Source organism: Pseudomonas sp. Marseille-Q5299, from assembly GCF_943737035.1.
Taxonomy (GTDB): Bacteria; Pseudomonadota; Gammaproteobacteria; order Pseudomonadales; family Pseudomonadaceae; genus Aquipseudomonas; species Aquipseudomonas putida_E.
In genome coordinates this window covers 236,932-260,824 of record NZ_CALSFR010000009.1, presented here as the reverse complement: position 1 = coordinate 260,824, position 23,893 = coordinate 236,932, and the positions used below count along the sequence as shown (strand labels likewise).

Here is a 23,893-nt window from a genome sequence, read left to right as displayed (position 1 = left end):
TCTTACGCCAGGCTGTAGGCGAAGCCGCCGGCTTCATCCAGGTCGATGCGCAGGCTGTTGATCGGCTGATCATCCGCCATGCGCGCCAGTACGCGGTCGGCCAGCTCCGGCATGAGGCTGCCCGACAGAATGTTGTCGATGTTGCGCGCGCCGCTGTCGACCTCGGTGCAGCGCGCGGCAATTGCCGGTACAAGCGCCGGGCTGAAGTGCAAGTGCGCCTGGTGGTTGCGTTCGAAGCGCTGACGGATGCGCTCAAGCTTGAGGCCGACAATGCGTTCGAGAATGGCGTCCTGCACCGGGTAGTAGGGCACGATGCTCAAGCGGCCCAGGAAGGCCGGCTTGAACACGGCATTGAGTTGCTCACGCAGGTCCTCGACCAGCTGTGCCGGCGCAGGGGGCTGTTCGGCACCCAGACAGGTACGCATGATGTGATCGGTGCCGACGTTGGAGGTGAGGATGATCACGGTATTGCGGAAATTGATCTCACGCCCTTCGCCATCGTCCAGAACACCCTTGTCGAACACTTGGAAGAACAGCTCGAGCACGTCCGGGTGGGCTTTTTCCACCTCGTCAAGCAGCACCACACTGTAGGGCTTGCGCCGCACCGCTTCGGTCAGCACGCCGCCTTCGCCGTAGCCGACATAACCAGGGGGCGAACCTTTGAGGCTGGAGACGGTGTGCGCCTCCTGATACTCGGACATATTGATGGTGATGACGTTACGCTCACCACCATACAGGGTGTCGGCCAGCGCCAATGCTGTTTCGGTCTTGCCCACGCCGCTGGGGCCGAGCAGCAGGAATACACCAATGGGTTTATTCGGGTCTTCCATGCGCGCCCGGGAAATCTTGATGCGCTTGCCGATCTCGTGCAAGGCATGATCCTGCCCGAGTACACGCTCCGCCATCAGCGCAGGCAGGCGTTGGACAGTGTCGATTTCGTCGCGCAGCATCTTGCCCAGCGGGATACCGGTCCAGCCCGAGATGACTTCGCCAATGGTCGCGCCATCTACCAGGGCGTGGACCAACGGTTCTTCGCCTTGCACATCGGCCAGCTGGTTGCGCAATTGGGCGAGTTCGGCGCAGTTGTCGGCATCGCTGGTCTCGCTGAGGGTGTGGATCTGGCGTACCAGCTCCAGCTCACGCTGCCATTGCAGATTTAGACGCTGCTGGCGTTGGGTGGCCTGTTCGATCTGTTCGTGCAACTGTTCGAGTCGGCGCTGGTGGTCGCTACCTTTGCGCTGTTCCTGTTCCAACAGGTTGATTTCAGCCTGCAGGTGCTCGACCAGCCGCAGGCAGTCTTCCAGGCGCCCTGGTTGCGAGCTTTGGCCCAGCGCAACCCTGGCACAGGCGGTGTCGAGCACACTGACGGCCTTGTCTGGCAGTTGCCGGCCGGTGATATAGCGGCTGGATAGGCGCACGGCTTGAACCAGGGCATCGTCCATCACCGCTACGTGGTGGTGCTCCTGCATCTTGGTCAGCAGGCCACGCAGCATGTAGATGGCCTGGTCCTCTTCAGGCTCCTCCACTTTGACCACCTGAAAGCGGCGGGCGAGTGCGGCGTCCTTCTCGAAGTACTTCTTGTATTCGGCCCAGGTCGTGGCTGCGATGGTGCGCAACTCGCCGCGTGCCAGCGCGGGCTTGAGCAGGTTGGCAGCGTCGTTCTGCCCGGCCTGGCCCCCGGAGCCGATGAGCGTATGGGCTTCGTCGATGAAAAGGATGATCGGGTGGAGACTGCGTTTGGTTTCTTCGATCACCGATTTCAGGCGGTTTTCGAACTCTCCCTTGATCCCGGCACCTGCCTGCAGCAGGCCCAGGTCGAGGGTGTGAATAGCGACATCCTTGAGTGGGGATGGCACATCACCCAGAGCAATGCGTAACGCCAGGCCCTCAACCACAGCGGTCTTGCCGACGCCAGCTTCGCCCGTGAGGATAGGGTTGTTCTGACGCCGACGGGTCAGGATGTCGACCATTTGACGCACCTCGGCTTCACGCCCTAGTACCGGGTCAATCCGGCCTTCGCGGGCGCTGCGGGTCAGGTCGACGGTGTATTGGTCGAGTGCCGGTGTCTTGCCGGAAGAGCGTACAGGCGATTGACTGCCGGCATCGGCGTGCAACGGGGCGGCGAGCTGAGCTTCGCCACTGGCGCTGATCAGGTCCGCCAGGTTGGCGCGCAGGTCGTCGACATTGATCTTTTCCAGCTCGCCCGCGCTGGCCAGCAACAGGCGGCGCAGGTCAGGGTCGTTGAGTAATGCCAGTAGCAGGTAGGCACTGCGAATCTGTTGAGTGCCGTACTCTATTGAGGCAAGGACCCAGGCGCGCTCTATGAGCTGCGTGATGTGAGGCGACAGGGCAGGGGTGCGGGTGTTGCCGGTCTTGAACCCTTCAAGAGCCTGTGCCAGCTGTGACTGCAGGCGCTCGATCACTACGTCGTAGTGGCGCAGCACGGGACGCAAGTCGTTGTCGTCGCCTTCGAGCAGTTGCAGCATTACGTGCTCGATGTCCACTTCGTAGTGACGCTCGGCCAGGCACAGCGCGGCCGCGCTCTCGGTGGCACTGCGGCAGGTGTCGTTGAGCTTGGCAAACAAGGACTTAAGGTTCACAGCGAGACCCCATCAAAAGGAATACTAAAAATGCCACAGCGGGCAGGCTTGGCCTGGCTGCCGGGCCGCTTCAGCCAGCCCAGCCAGCCCAGCGCCACGCCGCCTTCGCGGCCCAGGCGGGCAACGGGTACGGCTTCGGGTTTGAGTTGTGGTGCCAATTCGAAATCGAGGCTGGGGCCGAGGTAGAAACGCACCAGCTCGACCAGCTTGCGGTGGTTGTCGGTACCGGGTAGGAAGCGTTGATAATCGGCCAGTTCCAACGGGCCGATTTCGATGCGCACGCACGACTGGTAGTCCCATACGCGGTTACCGGCGACCGTGCTTTGGCCCAGCTGGGCGTTTTGCCGACCCAGCCGCGTACATTGCTCTGGCTGCGGCTTCAGCCAGCGCCCGGCGAACTGGCGCAGCGTGAAATTCAGGCCGAAATAGAAGCACAGCATCGCCTGCAGATTCTGCGCGTTGCGCGGTCGCTGGGTGAACAGGCCAGCGAAGTGGCTGAACAACTCGTGGCGCAGCCCTGGGCCTGCTTCGTCGAATTTGCGTTTTTGCCCTTGCTCGCCAAACCCGATCAGGTTGAGCAGATAGCGCTCGAAGTCCGAAGCACCCTTGCGTTCGTGCTCGATGTGGAACTTGTACTTTTGCCAAGCCTGGTAAAACAGCGCGACCATCCGGTGAGAGAACAGGTCCATGAAGGCGTGCGCGGCATCGTCGCGGTGCTGAATATGACGGTTCATCAGCAGCTCGGTGTAAGGCCGTGGCAGCACGCCGGACGGCCCGACCAGGCCCATGAAGGTAACCTGCACTTCGGACAGCGGTTGATCGTTGACATTGGTACGCTCGGCCCGCTCGAACTTCAACTCGCTGACTTCGCTGACCGGGAAGTTCAGCGACAACTGCGAGCGAAAACGCAACGGGTCGTCGTGCGGCCGCGTTTCCGGGTCTATGCGACCCGACCTGCTGTAGTGCAGGCGCAGTAGCCGTACCAGTTGGAAAAATTCGAACCGGTATGGCTCCGCGCGTGCCTGGTCGATCAGACCAGGGGTTGATCGCCGGTTCTGGCTGGCCATTGTACGATTCTCTTTTCCCGCTGGCGGGTACGAAGGGTAAGTTGGGTAAAGCTGTTGACGGTGCAGTACTGGCCGAAAAAGTGGTCCAGGATCTTGCCGAACAAGAAGACGCCGCTTCCGATGTACTGGCTTTCGTCGAGTTCCAGGGTAATGCCGACACCGCGTACGAAGTTTGGCCGCGGATGGCCGATGCGCGCGACTACCGGTTCACTCTTGATCGAGAGAATGCCGCCGATCTGCTTGCGTACGGCCAGCCCGCGCCGATAGTTGTAGAGGCTAAGCATTTCCTGTAGTACCTCTTTGCCCTGGGAAACCAGCGACAAGTGGTTCAAAGACAGGTGGGAAACCAGCCGCCAGATCAGACCATCGCCCAGCGGTACCCGGGCCGTGGCCGTAGGCTTGCGCAGCATGCGGATGCTGTCGACCACGCCATCCTGGTCCAGGCTGAAATCGCTCTGGCTGCCGCCATAGCCGAGCAGCTGCGGCAGGTCTCGGTTGCTGCAGGTCAAGGCGATACTCAAGGTGTCGCTGCTGGTGTCGATCAGGTCCAGTTCGCGATCGACCACGCGGATCATCATGTCGGTGCCGGTCTGGCTGCCGCGACGCGACGGTTGGCGACGGCCGATCCAGTAACAGGCATCAGGCCCGAGTTCGCCGCGTGGCTCGAAGAATGGATTGCATTCGCTGACCTTGTCGTTGCCGGCGAGTTTACGCACCCGCTGTACGCGATCGATCGACACCACTTCGGCATTGCCTTGCAGCCGCACGTCCGGGGTGACCGGATATTCGTGCTGGGCGTGCGTCAGCTTTATCGGCTCGGCCTGTTGCTTGAACAGGTTGATGATCGGCGTGCAGCCTAGTTTGAAGTTGTTGCGCCCGATGTTCTGCGCCAGACGCACCAGGCGCTCGCCAAGTTCGTATTGGGCGAAGTAGAAATTGATCTCGATCGTTTGCAGGTCACGACCGGCCAGGCTTCGCTTGAGCCCACCGAGGTCGAAGAACATGAATTTGTCGGGGAAGGTGAAATAGTCGTGCAGCAAGCGGTAGCCGGTGAAGGAGCGGGGGGAATAGTCCACCAGACCATCGGCAGCCTCGAAGCCGACTGCTCGCAGAGCGTCTGCTGGCAGGCCGATTTCGCGGCGCTGGCCGTTTTCTGTGAAACTCAAGGTGGCTTTCGCCAGATTGTTGAAAAGAAGTTCGTACAGTTGCAGCATCAACGTGCTTTCGCCGTCGAGGAAGAACCGCAGCGAATGGATGTCCAACTGGCCGAAGTGCAGGTCTGTAGTAGCTGCCAGGCCAATTTTCAGGTGGGCGACCAGGTCGGCGCTGTGGCCGTTGAACACTGAGCGCTCGAGCTCGGCAAACGATGCCTCGTGCACGACGATGGGCCACAGCTGCACCGGGTAGCAGGTGCGGAACCGGCATGCGACGCCCTCTACGCTGCGTGAGGTGATTTCGGTATGACGGGCAATGTCGTAGCGCGTCGTCAGCGACGCCCGGTTGCCAGCAGAGAATTCGGCGATCGACAGGGCCGGCGTGGGGCGAAGGTAGTGCGGGTACAGGACCTCGAGAAAAGCCTCAACGATCTCTGGAAACTCGTCATCAAGCTTTTTATGGATGCGTGCAGAAAGGAAGGAAAACGCTTCGATCAGGCGCTCGGTGTGGGGATCTTCGCAGTTGTCCCCCTCGATCAGCAGGCGCGAGGCGATTTTCGGATACTCGCGCGCAAATTCCTGCCCGAGAAAGCGCAGGTGCGAGAGTTCCTTTTCGTAATAGGGCAGCAGGTCGTCGAGCATCAGTTGAGGTTCTGCACTTTGTATTCTTGGGTATTGACCTGCAATACCGCGTCGAAGGACACCTGGCGTGTGGCGTCCTGCAGGTGCAGCACGGCATCGACCCTGAAAGTCAGCATGCGGTGGCCTACCTGCTGGTTCATCAGTTGCACGCGTACTGCGCGAAAACGTTTGTCACCCACGCTGATGGCACGCTCCAGCTGGGCCTGGATCAACCGCCGATCCTCGGGGTTGAGCACTCCTTTGCTGGTGAAGTCCGGCATGCCGTACTCAAGGATGGTGCCCGCCAGTTGAGGGTGGCTGCCGAGCCGGTCGGCGACCAGGCACTGGCGGGTATTGACCAGCACCTCAAGATCGCGGATCAGGCTGGCTTTATAGTCGGCCAGAGAGCACAGGCGCTTCGAGACCGCCTCGCTTGCGTGATGAGGAGCATCATCAAGCAAGCGATCCAGCAGTGTTGGCACCAATTGATAGTGACGGCTCATGGGTGTACTACGCCTTCCTGGCTTGGGTCGATCAGCTACGAGTAGACTGCGGCAGTTCGGCGACCAATCGCAGCGAGGCGGTCAATTCATCGAGCTGGTAGTGCGGGCGCAGGAACGCCACAGCCTTGTAGGCACCTGGCTTGCCTGGCACTTCAACCACTTCGACACTGGCTTCGCGCAGCGGAAACTTGGCCTTGGCCTCCTGGCTTGCGGTGTCGTCGAGCAGCACATAGTCGGCCAGCCATTCGTTGAGGAAGGACTCGACATCCTTGCGCGAAGCGAAGCTGCCGATCTTGTCGCGCATGATCGCCTTCATGTAGTGGGCAATGCGCGAGGTGGCAAAGATGTATTGCAACTGCGCCGACAGGCGTGCGTTGGCATTGGCGATGTCGGTGTTGTATTGCTTTTGCTTCTGCGCCGACTGGGTGCCGAAGAAAGCGGCGTAATCGGTGCCTTTGCAGTGTACGAGGGGAATGAAGCCAAGGTCCGACAGCTCTTTCTCACGGCGGTCGGTAATGGCGATTTCGGTTGGGCACTTGAGGGCGACTTCACCGTCATCGGTCTTGAAGGTGTGGGTAGGCAGGCCTTCAACCAGGCCGCCGCCTTCCACGCCGCGAATGGCGACGCACCAGCCGTAGCGGGAAAACGCATCGGTCACGCGGGTGCCCAACGCGTAAGCAGCGTTCATCCAGAGGTACTTGTTGTGGTCGCGGCCGTCGACGCTCTCTACGAAGTTGAATTCATCGACGGGAACGGTGTCCGGACCGTAGGGTAGGCGCCCGAGCACATGCGGCAGCGTCAGGCCGACATAGCGCGAGTCCTCCGACGCGCGGAATGACTTCCATTTGGCGTATTCGACTGTGTCGAAAATCTTTGCCAGGTCGCGCGGGCCAGACATGTCGGTGAATGAGTCCCAGCCGAACAGCTCCGGTGATGCTGCGGAGATGAAGGGGGCGTGGGCTGCGGCGGCGACATGGGAAATTTCTTCGAGCAGATACATGTCTTCCGGGCTGCGGGTGAACTCATAGTCGCCAACCAGCATGCCGAACGGCGCACCACCAAAAGTACCGTACTCTTCTTCGTAGATCTTCTTGAACAGCGCGCTCTGATCGAATTCGGAGGCCGCTTTCAGATCGCGTACCAGGTCTTTTTTCGAGGCGTTGAGTAGCTGGATCTTCAGCGTGGTACTGGTTTCGGTCTGATCGACTTGGTACTTGAGGCCACGCCACGAAGCTTCCAGCTGTTGGAACTCGCGGGCGTGCATGATCTCGTTCATCTGCTCCGAGAGCATTGCATCGATTTCAGCAATGCGCGCATCGAGCACCGCGATCAGGTCCTTGCTAGGCGTCAGTTCGCCTTCCAATACCTGGCCGACCAGTTCACCGATCAAGTCCCGGGTTCGGCTGCGCTCGGTTTCGGAGCGGGCAACGCGGCTTTCCGAAATGATGCTGTCGAGCAGCGAGGCCTGCGGGGCGAAGGTTTCCACCTCGACCAGGTCGGTGTCCTGTTGTGGCAGTGTTTGCTTGTCGGTCATCGTCTGGCTCCTGCTTACTCTTTGCCATCGGCGGCGGGTACGGCGGCTTCGCGACCGAATTCCTTGCCCAGGGTTTTCAGCTTCTCGGTGTTCTGCAGCACGTCCATCAGCAGCTCTTCGAGCTTGTCGTTGCCGCCCATCTTGTTGCGAAGGTCGGCTAGCTTGTTGCGCACCTCAAGCAGCTTGCGCAGCGGCTCGACTTGCTTCACTACGTTCTGCGGCTCAAAGTCTTCCAAGGCGTTGAAATTAAGTTCGACGCCGAGCTGGGTGCCGTTTTTGGCGAGTGTGTTGTCGACGCGGTAGGTAAGGCGCGGCTTGATGCCTTTGAGTACGCCGTTGAAGTTGTCGCGGTCGATGAAGACGAACTTTCGATCTTTGAGCTTGGGCAGCGGCTCCAGCGGGTTGCCGGAAAAATCGCCCAGCACGCCAACGACAAAGGGCAGCTCCTTTTTCTCGATCGCATCACCGATGTCCACGTCGTAAGTGATGTGAACCCGCGGCGCGCGAACGCGGTCGAGTTTGTGCTGGGTACTTTCCTTCTTCGCCATCGTGTTCTCCAGTGCGAGCAATTCGCTGCGAATCATGGCGCGGCCCGGCGGGGGCCTGCGCGTTACAGTCCTTCGATCGTCAGCAGCAGGCGCTGACGGATTTCGTCGTTCATTTCCAGAATGTTGTCGCGGCCCACCAGCTCTTCGAAACTGGTGTTGCCGGCAATTTGCGTGCTGCTACGGATGACCGAATCGTCGGGAAGTTCCGAACGCACCGGCGAGCTGATGACGCAGAAGGGCAGGTCACCCATGCCCTTGAGGCGTTCGAAGCTCAAGCCAAAGCGCAGGCCTTCGAACAGGCGGCCAAGGCCAGGCGACTTGCTCAGGCAGTAGAACAGCACCAGATAGTGCACCACGAAGCGGTACAGCTCGGCGCTGCTGCGGTTGGGGTCGTGGATGACATTGCGAAAGCGCGCCAGCTCAAAGCCCTGAAAACCCACGACCCAGCGCACCGGGCTGGTGATGCGGATGACCTGGCCGCTGGGGACCAGGGCCTTGTCGTATTCCAGGGGGAACAGTTCGGGGGTGGTGCTGATGAGGTTGAGCGGCACTTCCAGCTCGCTGACCAGCTGGAAGGGCGCGGCCGAGCCGATGCGCTCGTAGAGTTCGATAAGCGACTGGAAGTGGCCCTGGGTTTCGCGCCCGCTGCTGCGTTGCGCCCCCTGCAGGTATTCACCGAACAGCGTTTGCGGACGGATCAGCGGCGCCGCGGTGGCGAGGTAATCGGCCGCCTGCGCCTTGAGCGCATCGGAGATTGCCCGCGTTTGGCTACGCAGCTTGATCAGTGCTTCGACATCAAACGTCTGTGTCATCGGTACATCGTCCATGAGCCTTTTTGAATCGTCCTGATACGCCGCTGGCGTGGACTGGAAACTCGGTACTGGCACATGAATATCGTGTTGCCAGTAATGCCGTGTAGGGCACCCTGCTGTAGGAGAAGTTCCCGCCGGGGCAGCGATTTTTTCCCTGTTTGTGACGCGGCGCAATGATGTCGTATTGATATTGGCCAGGGGTTTTGGGTGCGTAAAATCGGGGCTTGGGCCCGTGGGGAAGGGGTTTGAAGCGTGGGAAAACAGCTGAAAAAGAGGTTGGAAAATATTTTTCAAAAGGTGAAGCAGGTCGCATTTCTGGTTGGGTCGGGCGGTGATGCAGGGGCTTTACGGCGGGCCTTCCAATGATGGCAATGCGACGGAATACGCCGCATGCAGCAGGCGGTGGCGAGGTTTTTATGATCCAAGAGCCGGCATATTTGAGCTGCGTGTTCGACAGGATGACTGGCACGGGCTGCGCCCGTGATCGCCGGCAAGCCGGCCCACACAGAGGCAGGTGTAGGCTTCGGATATTTGACTTAGACCGCTAAACTCTTTTTTCCAGAACTGAACCTGATCGCAGAGCGAGCCCATGCCGCGATACATGGCCAACCAGCAGTGCCCCGGTTGGCACCCGGTTGCACAATAAGGGCATCATCCATCAGCCGACAGCGGCACCTGTTTACCGTTGGCACGGCGGCTGCCGGCTCGCGCATCCAGGTGTCGAAGCGAGCCTGCGCGATCGCGTAGTACTCCTCGTAATCGACCAAGCCGTTGCTGACCGGTATCGAAAGAAAATGGCGGCTGGAGCTTGCCTCGGTGCCCAAGGAAAAGCGGTATTGTGTGCTGGTGAAGGCGTAGCAGAACTGCCTCTTGGTTGCTCCTCGACCGTGTGGTTCGGCGGCAGGTCGCGGCGTTGCTAGCTGCCGTCCACGTGTACACGATTGGGCTTGATCCCGGGCAAGGCTATCTGTGCGTGCCAAGCCGCAATAAGTGAAAAGGAGATTTCAAATGCCTGCAAGGACGAGCAAACGTACGAAAAAAGCGCAGCACCCCGGCGGTGAAGTCCATGACCACCTTGTAGAACTGGACTTTTGGGTGAAGTGTGCCTACCTGTTTACCCCAGCGTTCCTGGCGCTTTTTGGCGGCCTGGATGCCGCAGGGATAGCCGTATTCATTTATCCCCTGATCAGCATCACGTACTTCATCATTCGCTACCGTTTTCTGAAAAGCGTGCCGCCTGAGCGGCTGGTACATGTAGTGCCTTGGAGCCATATTTATGAAGGGCGCAGGATTTCTGGGTTCATTCTGATCGCTTCTGTACTAGCGTGTGGGTACGCGCTGTATAATCACGTTTGGTAGATAAGTTCCCCACGTAAGATCACGTTGGATTGTACTCCTTTGGTGCCATAATCGGGCCATTTGAGAGCCCATGATCACCCCATCGCCTTATCGAACTGGCCCATCACTTGGCTTTGTATGAAAACTCCTGAAGGCGCTGACAAGCCAGCTCCAACGGTGGCAGCGATACACAACTTTTCGTACGGAGCCAAGTTGTCCTCGATGGGCGAGCCCGCCGCTTGCTGACCTACCGCTGCATCCCCAACTCGGCATCATCCAGCAGCGCCTTGGCCAACGCGCTCAGGTAATAGGACGCCCAGATCAGTTGCGGGTTTTCTTCCATCAGCCCGGTGATGGTCAGGTCGCGCACACACCCCATCAGCTCCGAGGCTTGCTCCCGGGCATCTTGGCAGGGGATGCCTGGGGCGATGCAGAACAGGGGTTGGGTTTGGCCCTCTGCCTGGTAGAACATGGTTTTGCCGGGTGTGGTGTATTCGCTTGTGTCGTCTTTTGGCATTGGTTGGCTCCCTGAAAATGCGGGTGCCTGGGCTGGCCCTTTCGCCGGAAAACCGGGCCCACACGGGTTCACCGAGCGCCTAAGGGTCGTCTACAACCTCAGGGGCGGCGCCGTGCGAGTGGTTAACTTTTGAAAGAGCCAGGCCAGGCCTGACGTGATGCGACTTAGTGCAGCGTTCTCGGCTCTGTCGGCATTTGCACTTGCGCCAAGGCCACCTCAAGCAATTTGCGCAAGGTTTCGAGCTCGTGCATGGAGGTCATGATCAACAAGGAGGAGGGCGATTTGGGTTGCATCATCATCGCCTGCTGGGCAACGGCTTCTGCGCAAAGTGCGTAGTCCGCAGCCATCATGAGTGTGTCTTCCAGGGAGTGGGAAGTGTGGGGTGGATCGGGGACTATCTTCAGCATAAAACCCTCTCAGTGCCTGTAGGGCTGCCGCTAATCCGCTGTCAAACGGAAAGGGTGGCAGCTGTTCGTGGGTTGACAGACCGAGGGCACTGAGAATCCCGGCGCACACAGAGGTGCCCCACGTACAGCTGCCATAACAGGCATTGCACATGCTCTCAGTGACTCACGGTCTGTCAAAACCGTATCGCCGATTGGCAGCGACCGGCCGAGACTATGGCCCACGTTTAGCGCGTGCAACGAAAAACAGGCGTCGGCAGTATCTTTGGGAAACGGACTACAAGAAAGGGAATTAATCTGATTTTTTCAGCCGGTTTCTGTAGGAAAACATCCCCGCCCATGTGATGTTCCACCACGTGAAACCACATTCAATTGTGCTCCCGCCCCACTCGCGCTTATCTGTCCGCAACCACGACCTGCCTAAACCGTCGTGATCTCAAAGCGAACAACAAGAACGGGACCCACCCGCGCGAGGAGATTCCACATGCAGCAACACCAGCACATCCTGGCCTGGCTCAACGACGTGGCCAGCGACCTGCACGCCATCCGCCACGATATCCACGCCCACCCCGAACTCGGTTTCGAAGAAAGCCGCACCGCGGCCCTGGTCGCGCAACTGCTCAAAGACTGGGGCTACGAAGTGCACACCGGCATCGGCAAAACCGGTGTGGTCGGCGTGCTGCGCAATGGCAGCAGCCCACGCAAACTGGGCCTGCGTGCCGACATGGACGCGCTGCCCATCGTAGAAGCCACCGGCGCTGAATACACCAGCCGCCACCAGGGCTGCATGCACGCCTGCGGCCACGACGGGCACACCACCATGCTGCTGGGCGCGGCACGCTACTTGGCGGCCACGCGCCAGTTCGATGGCACGCTGACGCTGATCTTCCAGCCGGCCGAGGAAGGCCAGGGCGGCGCCGAGGCGATGCTGGCCGATGGGCTGCTGGAGCGCTTCCCGTGTGACGCCCTGTTCGGCATGCACAACATGCCGGGGTTGCCGGCGGGGCACCTGGGCCTTCGAGAAGGGCCGATGATGGCTTCGCAGGACCTGCTCACCGTGACCATCGAAGGCGTCGGCGGGCATGGCTCCATGCCGCACCTGACGGTCGACCCGTTGGTGGCCGCAGCCAGTGTGGTGATGGCCCTGCAAACCGTGGTGGCGCGCAATATCGATGCCCAGGAGGCGGCCGTGGTAACCGTGGGCGCACTGCAGGCAGGCGAGGCGGCCAACGTGATCCCGCAGCAGGCGTTGCTGCGTTTGAGCTTGCGTGCGCTGAACGCCGAGGTGCGGGCGCAGACCCTGGAGCGGGTGCAGGCGATCATTGTCAGCCAGGCCCAAAGCTACGGCTGCACCGCCAGCATCGAACACCGCCCGGCGTACCCGGTGCTGGTCAACCACGCCGACGAAAACGCCTTTGCCCACCAGGTCGGCGTCGAGCTGCTCGGCGCCGAGGCGGTGGACGGCAACACCCGCAAGCTGATGGGCAGCGAAGACTTCGCCTGGATGCTACAGCGCTGCCCCGGGGCCTACCTGTTCATCGGCAACGGCGTGCAGCGGCCGATGGTGCACAACCCTGCCTACGACTTCAACGACGACATCCTGCTGACCGGCGCCGCCTACTGGGGCGCCCTGACCGAGCGCTGGCTCAACTAGGGAAGCTTCAAGCTGCAGCCCGCCGCCGTTTCTGGCCAACAGATTGATGGAGTGTTCCGCATGCAGACTTCACACACAGGCGCGTCGCGTACCCGGCAAGTGGTCGCGGCGGTCATCGGTAATGCCCTGGAATGGTATGACTTTATCGTGTACGGCTTTCTGGCCAGCATCATCGCCCGCCAGTTCTTCCCCTCCGACGACGAGTACGCCTCGCTGCTGATGGCCTTGGCCACCTTCGGCGTGGGCTTTTTCATGCGGCCGGTGGGCGGGGTGCTGCTGGGCATCTATTCCGATCGCAAGGGGCGCAAGGCGGCGATGCAACTGATCATCCGCCTGATGACGGTGTCCATCGCCATGATCGCCTTTGCCCCCAGCTACCTGGCCATTGGCATGGGCGCGCCGCTGTTGATCGTGGTGGCGCGCATGCTGCAGGGCTTTGCCACGGGCGGTGAGTACGCCAGTGCCACGGCGTTTCTGGTGGAAAGCGCACCGGCCCACCGCAAGGGGCTGTATGGCTCGTGGCAGCTGGTGGGGCAGTGCCTGGCGGTGTTCAGCGGGGCGGGGATGGTCGCGCTGGTGACCCACCTGTGCACGCCTGAGGCGCTGGACAGCTGGGGCTGGCGGATTCCGTTCGTGATCGGTTTGCTGATCGGCCCGGTGGGGCTGTGGATTCGCAAGCACATGGAAGAACCCGAGGAATTCCTGGAGGCGCGCAAGCAGGCCAAGGGCCAGGCGCCCGGCCTGTGGCAGGTGCTGCGGGAGCATCGGCGCAGCCTTTTGGTTTCGATGGGCCTGGCCTGTGGTGCGACGGTGTCGTTTTACGTAGTGCTGGTGAACATGCCCACCTTCGCCCACAAAAACCTTGGCCTGCCACTGGACCAGGTGCTGCTGGTGCAGATGCTGGCCGTGGGGCTGATGACCGTGGTCATCCCCCTGGCCGGAGCGCTGTCGGACCGGCTTGGCCGGCGGCCGGTGCTGATGGCCTTTACCCTGGCATTTTTCGTGATGGTGTACCCGCTGTACGTGTGGGTGGCCGCAGCGCCGTCGATCGAGCGCCTGCTGGTGATGCAACTGCTGCTGTGTACCGCCATTGGCGGCTTCTTCGGCCCGGCGCCAACCGCCCTGGCCGAGCAGTTCCCGATCGAGGTGCGTTCCACCGGCGTGTCGGTGGCCTATAACGTGGCGGTGATGGTGTTCGGCGGCTTTGCCCCGTTGATTGTGACTTGGCTGAGCAAGGTGCTCGGCACCCCGGTGGCGCCGTCGTTCTATGTGCTGTTCGCCTGCCTGTTGACGCTGCTGGGCACCTATTGCCTAAAAGAAGCACCCCGCGATGGCAAGGCTGTCGCTTTCAACCTTGGAGTGAAACCGTGAACCCGTTAGCCATCGACCCGATCGTCGCCCTCGATGCCCAGGTGCTGTCCGAGGCGATCCACGCGCGCCAGTTGTCGTGCCGTGAGGTGATGCAGGCCTACTTGGGCCATATCGAGCGCTTCAACCCGCAGGTCAATGCGTTGGTATCGCTGCGCGAGGGCGCGGTGCTGCTGGCCGAGGCTGAGCTGCGCGACCGCGAGCTGGCCGCCGGCCAGTCGCGCGGCTGGATGCATGGCATGCCGCAGGCAGTCAAAGACCTGGCGGCCACGGCGGGGCTGCGCACGACGCTGGGCTCGCCGCTGTTTGCCGAGCAGGTGCCGGCGCATGACGCCATCAGCGTGGCGCGGGTGCGGGCGAGCGGGGCGATCATTGTCGGCAAAAGCAATGTGCCGGAATTCGGCTTGGGCTCGCAGAGCTACAACACGCTGTTCGGCACCACCATCAATGCCTACGACCACAGCCGTGTGGCAGGCGGCAGCAGTGGCGGCGCCGCAGCGGCGTTGGCCATGCGCCTGCTGCCGGTGGCCGACGGCAGCGACATGATGGGCTCGCTGCGTAACCCGGCAGCGTTCAACAACGTGTTCGGCCTGCGCCCCTCGCAAGGGCGGGTGCCGTACGGGCCAACGCCGGAGCTGTTCGTGCAGCAGCTGGCCACCGAGGGGCCGATGGGGCGCACGGTGACGGACGTTGCGCGGTTGCTGTCGGTGCAGGCCGGGCACGACCCGCGCGCGCCCCTGTCGCTCAGTGACGGCCCACGTGACTTTGCCGCCGGGTTGCAGCGCGATTTCAAGGGTGTACGGGTTGGCTGGCTGGGTAACTTTGACGGCTACCTGCCGATGGAAGAGGGGGTGATGGGCCTGTGCCAGGCGGCGTTGGCAGACTTCGCCGAGCTGGGCTGCGAGGTCGAGGCGTGCCAGCCGGGGTTCGACCTGGGGCGTTTATGGCAATGCTGGCTCACCCATCGCCACTTCCTGGTGCACGGCAACCTGGGGGAGGCGTATGCCGACCCGGGCAAACGCGCCCAGCTCAAGCCGGAGGCGCAGTGGGAGGTGGAGGGTGGCCAGCGCCTGACCGCGGCGGACGTTTACCAGGCCTCGCTGGACCGCAGCGCGTGGTACCAGGCGCTGGGTAAATTGTTCGAGCGTTACGATTATTTGCTGTTGCCGGCTGCCCAGGTGTTCCCTTTCGACGCAACCGAGCCATGGCCGAAGGTGGTTGGCGGGCAGGCCATGGACACCTACCACCGCTGGATGGAGGTGGTGATTGGCCCGACCTTGGCCGGCCTGCCGAGCATGAGCGTGCCGGTGGGTTTCAACGCCGCCGGCCTGCCGATGGGCCTGCAGATCATAGGCCCGGCCCAGGCCGATCACGCCGTGCTGCAACTGGCCTATGCCCATGAACAACTGACGCGCTGGGTAGCGCGGCAGCCGCCCGGGTGTTTGCAGGCGCGCTGAAAGCCCTGGGCAGGCCCGTATCTTGCTGGGCATGATGACCATCCACGCACTGACAGGGAGGTCGAACCCATGGGTATTACCGCAGACAGCGGTGGCGTGCGCTCGGTGGAGCGGGCACTGGCGATCGTCGAACTGCTTGGCGAGCACCAGGCGCTGGGGCTCGAAGAGCTGCACTACCTGACGGCACTGCCCAAGGCCACGGTATCGCGCATGCTTGCCACCTTGCAGGAACAGGGTTGGGTCTACCGTGGCCTGAGCGACCGCCGTTACCGCTTGTGTGCCCGGCGCCTGTTTGGCGACCGCCAGCTGCGCTTGAAGCGCCAACTGGTGGAACGCGCGGCGCCGCTGCTGCTGGAGCTTTGCGAGCGCACCGGGTTGGTGGCGGACCTTTCTTCTTTCGACGGCGAGCGGCTGGAGGTGATGGAAAGCGCCATTCCGCAGGTGCTGCGCAAGCGCTACCCGCACAACTGCCAGCTCGTCGGGCAGCATGCCAGCTTGTTTCACTCGGCCATGGGCCGGGCGTGCCTGAAGGAGCTGGCGCCGGCTGAGGTGCAGCGCCTGGCGACGCATGAGCGGGTGGGCGATGAAGCGCTGTTGAGCGATATCGAGGCCGATGGGCACAAAGGCTTTGGCCAGCGCACCGAAGGGTTTTGGGAATACCCCGTGCGCTTGCCTTTCCTGATCCGGGCGATTGCCTTACCGGTGCGGGTGGAGGGGCGGCTGGCGGGCAGCATTGCGCTGCACTGGCCGCTGGACCAGGCACCGGTGGAGCGGGTGCTGAGCTTGCACCTGAACAGCTTGGCGGCGACGGTGGGGCAGGTGCAGCACGCATTGGTGAACTGAGGCGGCTGTACCGGCCTCATCGCCGGCAAGCCGGCTCCCACCGGGAGCCCACTGCACTCGATAGCGGTCTGTAGGAGCCGGCTTGCCGGCGATGAGGCCAGTGAAAACAGCACAAGCCATTTGCCCCAAAGCGGCGTTTGCAGCTATGCCTACAGTCTGACCCGGCAAATAAGGCCCCCCCAATGTTGGTCGTCGAGAACCTGTGCAAGTCGTTCGCCACCGCCCAAGGCCCGCTGGAGGTGCTGCGCGGGGTGGACCTGACGCTGGCACGCGGCAGCAGCCTGGCCCTGATGGGCGAATCCGGCAGCGGCAAGAGCACCTTGCTGCACCTGCTGGCGGGGCTGGACCGCGCCGACAGCGGGCGCATCCTGATCGATGGCCAACCCCTGGACAACCGCGGCGAAGCTGCCTTGGCACGTTGGCGGCGCGAGGGCATCGGCCTGGTGTTCCAGCAGTACAACCTCATCAGCAGCCTGGACGTGGCCGCCAACCTGGCCTTCCAGGCGCGCCTGGCGGGTCGCCATGACCCGGTCTGGGTGACGCACCTGGCCACCCGGTTGGGGCTGGTCCCGTTGCTGCAACGCTACCCGGAGCAACTGTCTGGCGGGCAGCAGCAGCGCGTTGCCATCGGCCGCGCGCTGGCCAGCAGGCCCTTGGTGCTGCTGGCCGACGAACCCACCGGCAGCCTTGACGAGGCCAGCAGCGACGAGGTGTTGGCGCTGCTGCTGCAGCTGGTGCACGAGGCGGGCAGCAGCGTGCTGATGGTGACCCACAGCCAGCGCCTGGCCGCCATGCTGCAGCGCCGCTGCGTGCTGCAGATGGGCCGGGTGCAGGGGTGATGAACAGCTTGCGGATCACCGTGCAGGCCCTGTGCAGCCATTGGTGGCGTCACCGGCTGCAGTGCATCAGCATCTTCACCGGTTTGTGGCTGGCCACGGCCCTGTGGACCGGCGTTCAGGCGCTCAACACCCAGGCGCGCAACGACTACGCACAAGCCAGTGCGGTGCTCGCCGGGCCTGCCCGCCCGCAACTGGTGGCACGCTCGGGGCAGCGCTTCGACCAGGCGCTGTATGTGCAATTGCGCAGGCTGGGCTGGCCAGTGACGCCGGTGCTGGAAGGGCGCTTGCGCCTGGCTGCAGCGCCGCAGGTTGCGCTGCGCCTGGTCGGGATCGAGCCGCTTGGCCTGTTGCCGGGCATGGCCGTTGCCGGTGCCGATGTGCAGGATTTTGACCTGCAGGCGTTCGTGGGTACGCCGGGGCAAGCGTGGGTGGGCCCGGACACGCTGCGCCAGCTGGGGCGCCAACCCGGCGAGCAGCTGACCACGGTGGACGGGCAAGTATTGCCGCCGCTTACCCTGCATGCGCAGCTGGCACCGGGTGTGGTGGTGGTCGACATCGGCCAGGCGCAGGCCTTGCTCAATGCCCCTGGGCAATTGTCGTGGCTGCTCAGCGACAGCGACCGGCCACTGCCGCGCGACATTGCGGCGAGGCTGAAGCTGCAGCCGCCCGGGGATGATGCCGACCTGCAGCGGCTGACCGCCAGCTTTCACCTGAACCTCACCGCCCTCGGCCTGCTGGCCTTCGTGGTGGGGCTGTTCATTGCCCATGCGGCCATTGGCCTGGCGCTGGAACAGCGGCGCGGGTTGATCCGCACCTTGCGCGCTTGCGGCGTGAGCTTGCAGGTGCTGCTGGCAGCCCTTGCCCTGGAGCTGGGGTTGTTTGCCGTGCTGGGCGGCGTGGCAGGCGTGGCTGCAGGTTACCTGCTGGCCGCACTGATGCTGCCTGATTTCGCCTCCAGCCTGCGCGGGCTTTATGGCGCCCAGGTGGCGGGGGAGTTGCACTTGCCGGCCACCTGGTGGCTGGCAGGCATTGCCGTCAGCCTGTTGGGCGCGTTGCTGGCGGGGCTCGACAGCCTGCTGCGTGCCGCGCGCCTGCCATTGCTGGCCTTGGCGCAGCCGCAAGCCTGGCGCCTGGCGCAAGTGCCGTGGTTGCGGCGCCAGGGTGTCGCCGGCGGCGTGCTGCTGATGGTGGCGGCGGGCTGCGGCTACCTGGGCAATGGGCTGCCCAGTGCATTCGGCATGCTGGCGGCTTTGCTGCTGGCGGCGGCGCTGGTGTTGCCGGGGTTGCTGGCGCTCTTGCTCGGCGGCCTGGCGCGGGTGTGCCAGCGCCCGCTGGCGCAGTGGTTCGTTGCCGACAGCCGCCAGCAACTACCGGCCTTGAGCCTGGCGTTGATGGCGCTGTTGCTGGCCTTGGCCGCCAGTGTCGGGGTTGGCGGCATGACCGAAGGCTTTCGCCGCACCTTCATCGGCTGGCTGGACCAGCGCCTGGCCGCCGATGTGTACGTCACGCCCCGCGACAGCGCGCAGGCGCAGCAGATCTACGCGCGCTTGCTGGCAGACCGTACCGTCAGCGCGGTGCTGCCCAGCTGGCGGGTGGACTGGCGCCTGCAGCAGTGGCCGGTGCAGGTACAGGGGGTGGATGATCACCCGTTCTACCGCCAGCACTGGCCACTGCTGCAGCAGGCACCGGGCGCCTGGCAGGCGCTGGCCGCCGGCCGTGGTGCAATGCTCAGCGAGCAACTTGCCCGGCGCCTTGGCCTGGCTGTAGGGCAGACGCTGCAGTTGCCTGGCGAGCCGCCCCAGGCCATGACCGTGGTGGGCGTTTATGCCGACTATGGCAACCCCAAGGGCCATGTGCTGGTCAACGCCGGTTGGTTGGGTAGCCATGCACCAGCGGCCAGCCTCGCGGGTTTCAGCCTGCTAGTGCCGCCTGAACGGGTGGCTGCGCTGAAGGATGAACTGCAACGGCGCTATGCCCTGGATGACAATCAGGTGGTGGAGCAGGCCCGCCTCAAAGCCTGGTCCAGCGAGGTGTTCAGCCGCACCTTTGCGGTCACGGCGGCATTGAACAGCCTGACCCTGGGGGTTGCCGGCGTGGCGTTGTTCATCAGCCAGCTGACCTTGAGCCAGCGCCGCCTGGGGCAGTTGGCGCCGTTGTGGGCCTTGGGTGTACCACGGCGCTGGCTGGCCTGGCTGAGCCTGGGGCAAACGTTGATGCTCAGCTGCTTCACCGTGCTGCTGGCGATCCCCTTGGGCCTGCTGCTGGCCTGGTGCCTGGTGGCGGTGGTGAATGTGCAGGCGTTCGGCTGGCGTCTACCTTGGCATGTATTTACCGGGCAACTGGTGCAACTGGCCGTGCTGGGCCTGTTGACCAGCCTGCTGGCCAGTGCCTGGCCGTTGTGGCAACTGGCACGCAGCCAGCCAGGCGCGCTGTTGAGGCAATTTGCCGATGAAAGCTGAAACCTTGCTATTGATGGCCTGCCTGCTGCTGGCAGGGTGCGACCCGCCTGCACCAGAACCCAAGAGTTATGCGGGCCTGGGCGACGATGCGGCGGCGTTCAGGCAGGTGATACCGGGGCATGCGCTGGTATTCCCACGGGACCATGGCGCGCATGGGGGCTTTCGTATCGAATGGTGGTACGTCACCGCCAACCTGCGCGATGCCCAGGGCCGTGACTGGGGTGTGCAATGGACGTTGTTCCGCTCGGCCTTGCGGCCTGGGCCTGAGACCTGGAACTGGAACAGCCCCAACCTGTGGATGGGCCACGCCGCGCTGACCGGCCCGGGCGGCCACCAGGTCAGTGAAACGCTCGCGCGCGGTGGGGTTGGCCAGGCGGGCGTCGAGGCACAACCGTTCCGGGCGTGGATCAACGACTGGTCGCTGCAGGGCAAACCCGGAGTCGACCGCCTGCAGATGCGGGCCAGGGGCCAAGGGTTTGGTTATGACCTTGCCCTCACCAGTGATCAGCCGCTGCTGCTGCACGGTGTGCAGGGTTACAGCGAAAAATCCGGCAAGGGCCAGGCGTCGTACTACTACAGCCAGCCGTTCTACAAGGTCAGTGGCGAGGTCGAGCGAGAGGGGCAGCGGGTCGCCGTCACAGGGCAGGCCTGGCTTGACCGGGAATGGAGCAGCCAGCCGCTGGCCGCCGGGCAAAGTGGCTGGGACTGGTTTTCGCTGCACCTGGGCACGGGCGCCAAGCTGATGCTGTTCCAGGTGCGCGAGGATCAGGGGCCGCCTTACCGCGCGGGCACCTGGGTCGATGCCCAAGGGCAGGCGCGTGCGCTGCAGGGCGGGCAGATCGAGCTGACACCGCTGGACTGGACGCGGCAGGACAATGGCAAAAAGGTGCCCACCCGTTGGCGGGTCAAGGTGCCAGCGATACAGGTGGATGTAGAGGTGGATGCGCTGGAGCCCAAGGCCTGGATGGGCACGCGCTTCCCTTACTGGGAAGGCCCGGTGCGTGTGGGTAAGGAGGGGCGTGGGTATCTGGAAATGACGGGCTATTGAGGTACTGCACCTGCCTGGGTGCAGTACCTGTGCGGGCATCGGTTTGCCGCTGGTGAGGCCCGGGCAGGCCTACTTGAAGCCCGTCACTGCATGCGGCACGTAGGGCGCTTGCAGGCGCTCCACTTCTTCGGCGCTGAGCTCGAACTGCAACGCGCCAATCGCATCATCGAGCTGCGCCACCTTCGACGCGCCCACGATCGGCGCCGAAACCCCTTGCTTGCCCAGTACCCAGGCCAGCGCCACCTGGGCCATGGGCACGCCACGCTCGCGGGCTATCTGTTCGACCACATCGATCACCCGGCCGTCTTCCACTTCGGTTTTTTCATAGAACGACTGGCCGGAAATGTCGGTACGGGTACGTTCAGTCTGCTGGCCATGCGGGCGGGTCAGCCGGCCGCGGGCCATCGGGCTCCAGGGCATCAGGCCCACGCCCTGGTCCAGGCACAGCGGGATCATTTCGCGCTCTTCCTCGCGGTAGATCAGGTTGAGGTAGTTCTGCATCGACACGAAGCGGCTCCAGCCGTTGCTGGCCGCCACCTGCTGGGCTTTGGCGAACTGCCAGGCATACATCGAGGATGCGCCGATGTAGCGCGCCTTGCCGGCTTTGACCACATCGTGCAGCGCCTCCATGGTCTCCTCGATCGGGGTGTGGTAGTCCCAGCGGTGGATCTGGTACAGGTCGACATAGTCGGTCCCAAGCCGGGTGAGGCTGGCGTCGATGTTGGCCATGATCGCCTTGCGTGACAGGCCCTGCTCGTTGGGCCGGGTGCTGCCTTCCCACATGTTGGCCGGGAAGAACACCTTGGTGGCGATCACGGTTTCTTCGCGGCGGGTGAACGCCTTCAGCAGCTTGCCCAGGATCAGCTCCGAGGTGCCGGCCGAGTAGCTGTTGGCGGTGTCGAAGAAGTTGATGCCTTGCTCCACGGCGTGGCGGATGATCGGGCGGCTGTCGGCTTCGCCGAGGGTCCAGGGGTGGGTGCCGGCGCCCGGCTCGCCGAAGGTCATGCAGCCCAGGCACAGTTTCGAAACATCCAGGCCGGTGTTGCCCAACTTGACGTACTGCATCTGCTTCTCCTCGGTGGTCGTTTGCGATGGGGGAAGCTTAGCGGGGCTGTGGGCGTGCGGAAATCCCGTATCGGTGCAGGCGAGCTCTGCAGAAATTCACAAGCGCAGCAGTGGCTTGACCTGTTGCTGCAAAAAATCGGTTACAGCCTTGATGCGCGGTGTGTTGCGCACGTCTTCATGCACGGCCAGCCATAGTTCGATGCTCATGGTCTGTGTTTCGTCCCCGATGGCCTGCAGGCCATGCTCCTGGGCCATGAATGCCGGCAGGCAGGCAATGCCGATGCCGCCGGCAGCGGCCTGGGCCTGGATGCGCAAATCGTTGCTTTGCACTACAAAGGGCTGGTGGTGGGTCTGGGCGAGCAGCCACTGTTGCTGCGCCGACTTGGCCTGGGACTGGTCGTAGCCGATATAGCGCGGCGTGCTGGTGCTGCGCAGGTAGCCGGGGGCGGCGTACAGGCGGTAATCCAGGTAACCCAGCAGGCTGGCCACCAGGGTGGGCTCGCTGGGCCTGGCCAGGGCCACGCTGATATCGGCCTCGCGGCGTGCCAGCGAGGCGCGCGACTTGCTGCCGACCAGTTTCAGGTGCAGCTGCGGGTAGCGGTTGCACAGCGTGGCCAGGCGCCGCGCAATGAGGCTGCCGAGCAAGGCGGGCGGGGCGGCCAGTACCACCTGGCCTTCAACCTGCTGCTGGCCTGCGCTGGCGAAGTGTTCCAGGGCGAAGGAGGCCTGGGTCATCTGCTCGGCGTAATCGCCCACCCGGCGGCCTTGCTCGGTCAGCACGTAAGCCCTGGGGCGGCGGTCGACCAGCTTGAGGTTGAGCGCAGCTTCCAATGCGGCGATGCGCCGGGCCACGGTGGCGTGGTCGACGCCCAGCTGCTTGGCTGCGGCCGACAGGGAGCCGGTGCTGATGAAGGCGCAGAAATGGCGCAGGTCTTCCCAATCGAACATGGCGGGCCTCTGTGGTGGAGGGCCATGATAAAGCCTCCTGGCGATTCCCACGACCTGAACCGGCCCCAACGCCGGCACACACGTTTCGCGTCAATTTCAAAAGCACCGCCATCGCTGCCAGGGCCGGCTTGCCGGCGATGGGGCAACACAAATAACTGATGCTAGGATGGCTGCCTCTCCTTACCCGGATACCGCCATGCAGCCCCTCGACCACCTGTCCTTGCACCTGTTCATCGTGGTCTGCGAAGAGGGCACCATCGCCCGCGCCGGTGAGCGGGCGTTCATGGCGCCTTCGGCTGTCAGCAAACGTATCTCGGACATCGAAGCGCGCTTTGGCACCACGCTGTTCAAGCGCAGCAAGCGCGGGGTCGAACCCACCCCGGCAGGGCTTGCCCTGTTGCGCCATGCCCGCGGCCTGACCCGGGCCATGGAGCGCCTCGACAGTGAGCTGAGCGAATACGCCGAGGGCGCACGGGGGCATGTGCGGGTGCTGGCCAATGTCTCGTCGATCATGGAGTTTCTGCCCGAGGAACTGTCGGCCTTCATGCTGGAAAACCCGTTGATCCAGGCCGATATCGAAGAGCGCTTCAGCCCCGATGTGGTCCGTGGCGTGGCGGAGGGCAATGCCGACCTAGGTATCTGCAGGAAGCCCACCGCAGTCGGCGGCCTTGAGTTCGTGCCTTATCGGCAAGACCACCTGGCGGTGGTGGTCGGTGCCAGCCACCCGCTGGCAGCGCGCACCAGCATTACCTTTGCCGAAACGCTTGGCTACGAGCACCTCGGGCTGTCGGCGTTCGCCACGTTGAACAGTTTCATGTGCAAGAGCGCCGAGGCAGTTGGCAAGGAACTGCGTTTTCGCTCGTACGTGTCGTCGTTCGATGCGGCCTACCGGCTGCTGCAGTTCGGCCTGGGCCTGGCGGTGTTCCCGCAGGAGGCGGTGGCGCGTTATGCGCCACTGTTCGACTTGCGGGTGATCCCGCTGACCGATGACTGGGCGTTGGGTGAGTTCGTCATCTGCATGCGTGACCGGCACGCGCTGTCGCTGTCGGCGCGGCGCCTGCTGGACCACTTGCTGCTGCGCGCGCCGGCCTGGCAGGTTATGCCCTGATATCCA

General features: G+C 63.3%; 20 protein-coding genes. 9 read left to right on the top strand and 11 right to left on the bottom strand.

The window, feature by feature from the left end:
- Positions 1-2 precede the first annotated feature (2 nt).
- The 7 genes from tssH to NGJ21_RS23740 form a co-directional block, all read right to left on the bottom strand.
- On the bottom strand, positions 3-2,600 hold the full coding sequence (tssH, locus tag NGJ21_RS23770; protein ID WP_251962771.1) for a type VI secretion system ATPase TssH: 2,598 nt from the start codon (positions 2,598-2,600) through the stop codon (positions 3-5).
- Positions 2,597-3,667: a type VI secretion system baseplate subunit TssG gene (gene tssG, locus NGJ21_RS23765; RefSeq protein ID WP_251962770.1), complete on the bottom strand. Its 1,071-nt coding sequence runs from the start codon at positions 3,665-3,667 to the stop codon at positions 2,597-2,599. Before tssG ends, tssH begins: the two co-directional genes overlap by 4 nt.
- Entirely contained in the window at positions 3,631-5,463 is a 1,833-nt protein-coding gene (gene tssF, locus NGJ21_RS23760; protein WP_251962769.1) for a type VI secretion system baseplate subunit TssF, read from the bottom strand. Before tssF ends, tssG begins: the two co-directional genes overlap by 37 nt.
- On the bottom strand, positions 5,463-5,945 hold the full coding sequence (tssE, locus tag NGJ21_RS23755; protein WP_251962768.1) for a type VI secretion system baseplate subunit TssE: 483 nt from the start codon (positions 5,943-5,945) through the stop codon (positions 5,463-5,465). Before tssE ends, tssF begins: the two co-directional genes overlap by 1 nt.
- 31 nt (positions 5,946-5,976) lie before the next feature.
- Entirely contained in the window at positions 5,977-7,479 is a 1,503-nt protein-coding gene (tssC, locus tag NGJ21_RS23750) for a type VI secretion system contractile sheath large subunit (RefSeq protein WP_251962767.1), read from the bottom strand.
- 14 nt (positions 7,480-7,493) lie between these two features.
- Positions 7,494-8,027 carry a type VI secretion system contractile sheath small subunit gene (gene tssB, locus NGJ21_RS23745; protein ID WP_251962766.1) on the bottom strand — a complete coding sequence of 178 codons (534 nt, stop codon included), beginning with the start codon at positions 8,025-8,027 and terminating at the stop codon, positions 7,494-7,496.
- Between the two features lie 62 nt (positions 8,028-8,089).
- The gene (locus NGJ21_RS23740) at positions 8,090-8,839 is read right to left on the bottom strand and encodes a hypothetical protein (RefSeq protein WP_012314371.1); all 750 of its coding nucleotides are present in this window, start codon (positions 8,837-8,839) and stop codon (positions 8,090-8,092) included.
- A 1,008-nt stretch (positions 8,840-9,847) separates the two neighbouring features.
- Between NGJ21_RS23740 and NGJ21_RS23735 the strand changes: the two genes are divergently transcribed.
- A complete protein-coding gene (locus NGJ21_RS23735) occupies positions 9,848-10,198 on the top strand; it encodes a hypothetical protein (protein ID WP_204917883.1) in 351 nt (116 codons plus the stop codon).
- 226 nt (positions 10,199-10,424) lie between these two features.
- Here NGJ21_RS23735 and NGJ21_RS23730 read toward each other — a convergent pair whose 3' ends face one another.
- The gene (locus NGJ21_RS23730) at positions 10,425-10,694 is read right to left on the bottom strand and encodes a DUF3077 domain-containing protein (RefSeq protein WP_237858348.1); all 270 of its coding nucleotides are present in this window, start codon (positions 10,692-10,694) and stop codon (positions 10,425-10,427) included.
- A 164-nt stretch (positions 10,695-10,858) separates the two neighbouring features.
- The gene (locus NGJ21_RS23725; protein WP_115274965.1) at positions 10,859-11,101 is read right to left on the bottom strand and encodes a hypothetical protein; all 243 of its coding nucleotides are present in this window, start codon (positions 11,099-11,101) and stop codon (positions 10,859-10,861) included.
- Between the two features lie 481 nt (positions 11,102-11,582).
- Here NGJ21_RS23725 and NGJ21_RS23720 point away from each other — a divergent pair, with 481 nt between their 5' ends.
- The 7 genes from NGJ21_RS23720 (at position 11,583) to NGJ21_RS23690 (ending at position 20,766) form a co-directional block, all read left to right on the top strand.
- Positions 11,583-12,752: a M20 aminoacylase family protein gene (locus NGJ21_RS23720; RefSeq protein ID WP_237858353.1), complete on the top strand. Its 1,170-nt coding sequence runs from the start codon at positions 11,583-11,585 to the stop codon at positions 12,750-12,752.
- Positions 12,753-12,812: 60 nt separating this feature from the next.
- Entirely contained in the window at positions 12,813-14,123 is a 1,311-nt protein-coding gene (locus NGJ21_RS23715) for a citrate-proton symporter (RefSeq protein ID WP_119688973.1), read from the top strand.
- Positions 14,120-15,577: an amidase gene (locus NGJ21_RS23710; RefSeq protein ID WP_251962765.1), complete on the top strand. Its 1,458-nt coding sequence runs from the start codon at positions 14,120-14,122 to the stop codon at positions 15,575-15,577. The genes NGJ21_RS23715 and NGJ21_RS23710 overlap by 4 nt, the downstream gene beginning before the upstream one ends.
- A 69-nt stretch (positions 15,578-15,646) precedes the next feature.
- Positions 15,647-16,420 carry an IclR family transcriptional regulator gene (locus tag NGJ21_RS23705; protein WP_251962764.1) on the top strand — a complete coding sequence of 258 codons (774 nt, stop codon included), beginning with the start codon at positions 15,647-15,649 and terminating at the stop codon, positions 16,418-16,420.
- A gap of 182 nt (positions 16,421-16,602) precedes the next feature.
- Positions 16,603-17,259, top strand: a complete 657-nt coding sequence (locus NGJ21_RS23700; RefSeq protein WP_251962763.1) for an ABC transporter ATP-binding protein — start codon at positions 16,603-16,605, stop codon at positions 17,257-17,259.
- Positions 17,259-19,718: an ABC transporter permease gene (locus NGJ21_RS23695; protein ID WP_251962762.1), complete on the top strand. Its 2,460-nt coding sequence runs from the start codon at positions 17,259-17,261 to the stop codon at positions 19,716-19,718. Before NGJ21_RS23700 ends, NGJ21_RS23695 begins: the two co-directional genes overlap by 1 nt.
- Entirely contained in the window at positions 19,708-20,766 is a 1,059-nt protein-coding gene (locus NGJ21_RS23690) for a lipocalin-like domain-containing protein (protein ID WP_251962761.1), read from the top strand. The genes NGJ21_RS23695 and NGJ21_RS23690 overlap by 11 nt, the downstream gene beginning before the upstream one ends.
- A 69-nt stretch (positions 20,767-20,835) precedes the next feature.
- Here NGJ21_RS23690 and NGJ21_RS23685 read toward each other — a convergent pair whose 3' ends face one another.
- Together NGJ21_RS23685 and NGJ21_RS23680 are read right to left on the bottom strand one after the other, a co-directional pair.
- Positions 20,836-21,831: an aldo/keto reductase gene (locus tag NGJ21_RS23685; protein ID WP_046786354.1), complete on the bottom strand. Its 996-nt coding sequence runs from the start codon at positions 21,829-21,831 to the stop codon at positions 20,836-20,838.
- A gap of 96 nt (positions 21,832-21,927) precedes the next feature.
- Positions 21,928-22,779 (bottom strand): LysR family transcriptional regulator, encoded by an 852-nt coding sequence (locus NGJ21_RS23680; protein WP_115274957.1) that lies wholly within the window; start codon positions 22,777-22,779, stop codon positions 21,928-21,930.
- A gap of 196 nt (positions 22,780-22,975) precedes the next feature.
- Between NGJ21_RS23680 and NGJ21_RS23675 the strand changes: the two genes are divergently transcribed.
- Complete coding sequence (locus tag NGJ21_RS23675; RefSeq protein WP_115274956.1) at positions 22,976-23,887, top strand: LysR family transcriptional regulator; 912 nt, start codon at positions 22,976-22,978, stop codon at positions 23,885-23,887.
- Positions 23,888-23,893 lie beyond the last annotated feature (6 nt).

Coding starts and splice junctions, on each gene's coding strand:
- NGJ21_RS23735 (WP_204917883.1), top strand. CDS start 9,848: ATGCCTGCAAGGACGAGCAAACGTACGAAAAAAGCGCAGCACCCCGGC.
- NGJ21_RS23715 (WP_119688973.1), top strand. CDS start 12,813: ATGCAGACTTCACACACAGGCGCGTCGCGTACCCGGCAAGTGGTCGCG.
- tssF (WP_251962769.1), bottom strand. CDS start 5,463: ATGCTCGACGACCTGCTGCCCTATTACGAAAAGGAACTCTCGCACCTG.
- NGJ21_RS23700 (WP_251962763.1), top strand. CDS start 16,603: ATGTTGGTCGTCGAGAACCTGTGCAAGTCGTTCGCCACCGCCCAAGGC.
- tssC (WP_251962767.1), bottom strand. CDS start 7,479: ATGACCGACAAGCAAACACTGCCACAACAGGACACCGACCTGGTCGAG.
- tssE (WP_251962768.1), bottom strand. CDS start 5,945: ATGAGCCGTCACTATCAATTGGTGCCAACACTGCTGGATCGCTTGCTT.
- NGJ21_RS23695 (WP_251962762.1), top strand. CDS start 17,259: ATGAACAGCTTGCGGATCACCGTGCAGGCCCTGTGCAGCCATTGGTGG.
- NGJ21_RS23720 (WP_237858353.1), top strand. CDS start 11,583: ATGCAGCAACACCAGCACATCCTGGCCTGGCTCAACGACGTGGCCAGC.
- NGJ21_RS23675 (WP_115274956.1), top strand. CDS start 22,976: ATGCAGCCCCTCGACCACCTGTCCTTGCACCTGTTCATCGTGGTCTGC.
- NGJ21_RS23690 (WP_251962761.1), top strand. CDS start 19,708: ATGAAAGCTGAAACCTTGCTATTGATGGCCTGCCTGCTGCTGGCAGGG.
- tssG (WP_251962770.1), bottom strand. CDS start 3,667: ATGGCCAGCCAGAACCGGCGATCAACCCCTGGTCTGATCGACCAGGCA.
- NGJ21_RS23730 (WP_237858348.1), bottom strand. CDS start 10,694: ATGCCAAAAGACGACACAAGCGAATACACCACACCCGGCAAAACCATG.
- NGJ21_RS23705 (WP_251962764.1), top strand. CDS start 15,647: ATGGGTATTACCGCAGACAGCGGTGGCGTGCGCTCGGTGGAGCGGGCA.
- tssB (WP_251962766.1), bottom strand. CDS start 8,027: ATGGCGAAGAAGGAAAGTACCCAGCACAAACTCGACCGCGTTCGCGCG.
- NGJ21_RS23680 (WP_115274957.1), bottom strand. CDS start 22,779: ATGTTCGATTGGGAAGACCTGCGCCATTTCTGCGCCTTCATCAGCACC.
- NGJ21_RS23685 (WP_046786354.1), bottom strand. CDS start 21,831: ATGCAGTACGTCAAGTTGGGCAACACCGGCCTGGATGTTTCGAAACTG.
- NGJ21_RS23725 (WP_115274965.1), bottom strand. CDS start 11,101: ATGCTGAAGATAGTCCCCGATCCACCCCACACTTCCCACTCCCTGGAA.
- NGJ21_RS23740 (WP_012314371.1), bottom strand. CDS start 8,839: ATGACACAGACGTTTGATGTCGAAGCACTGATCAAGCTGCGTAGCCAA.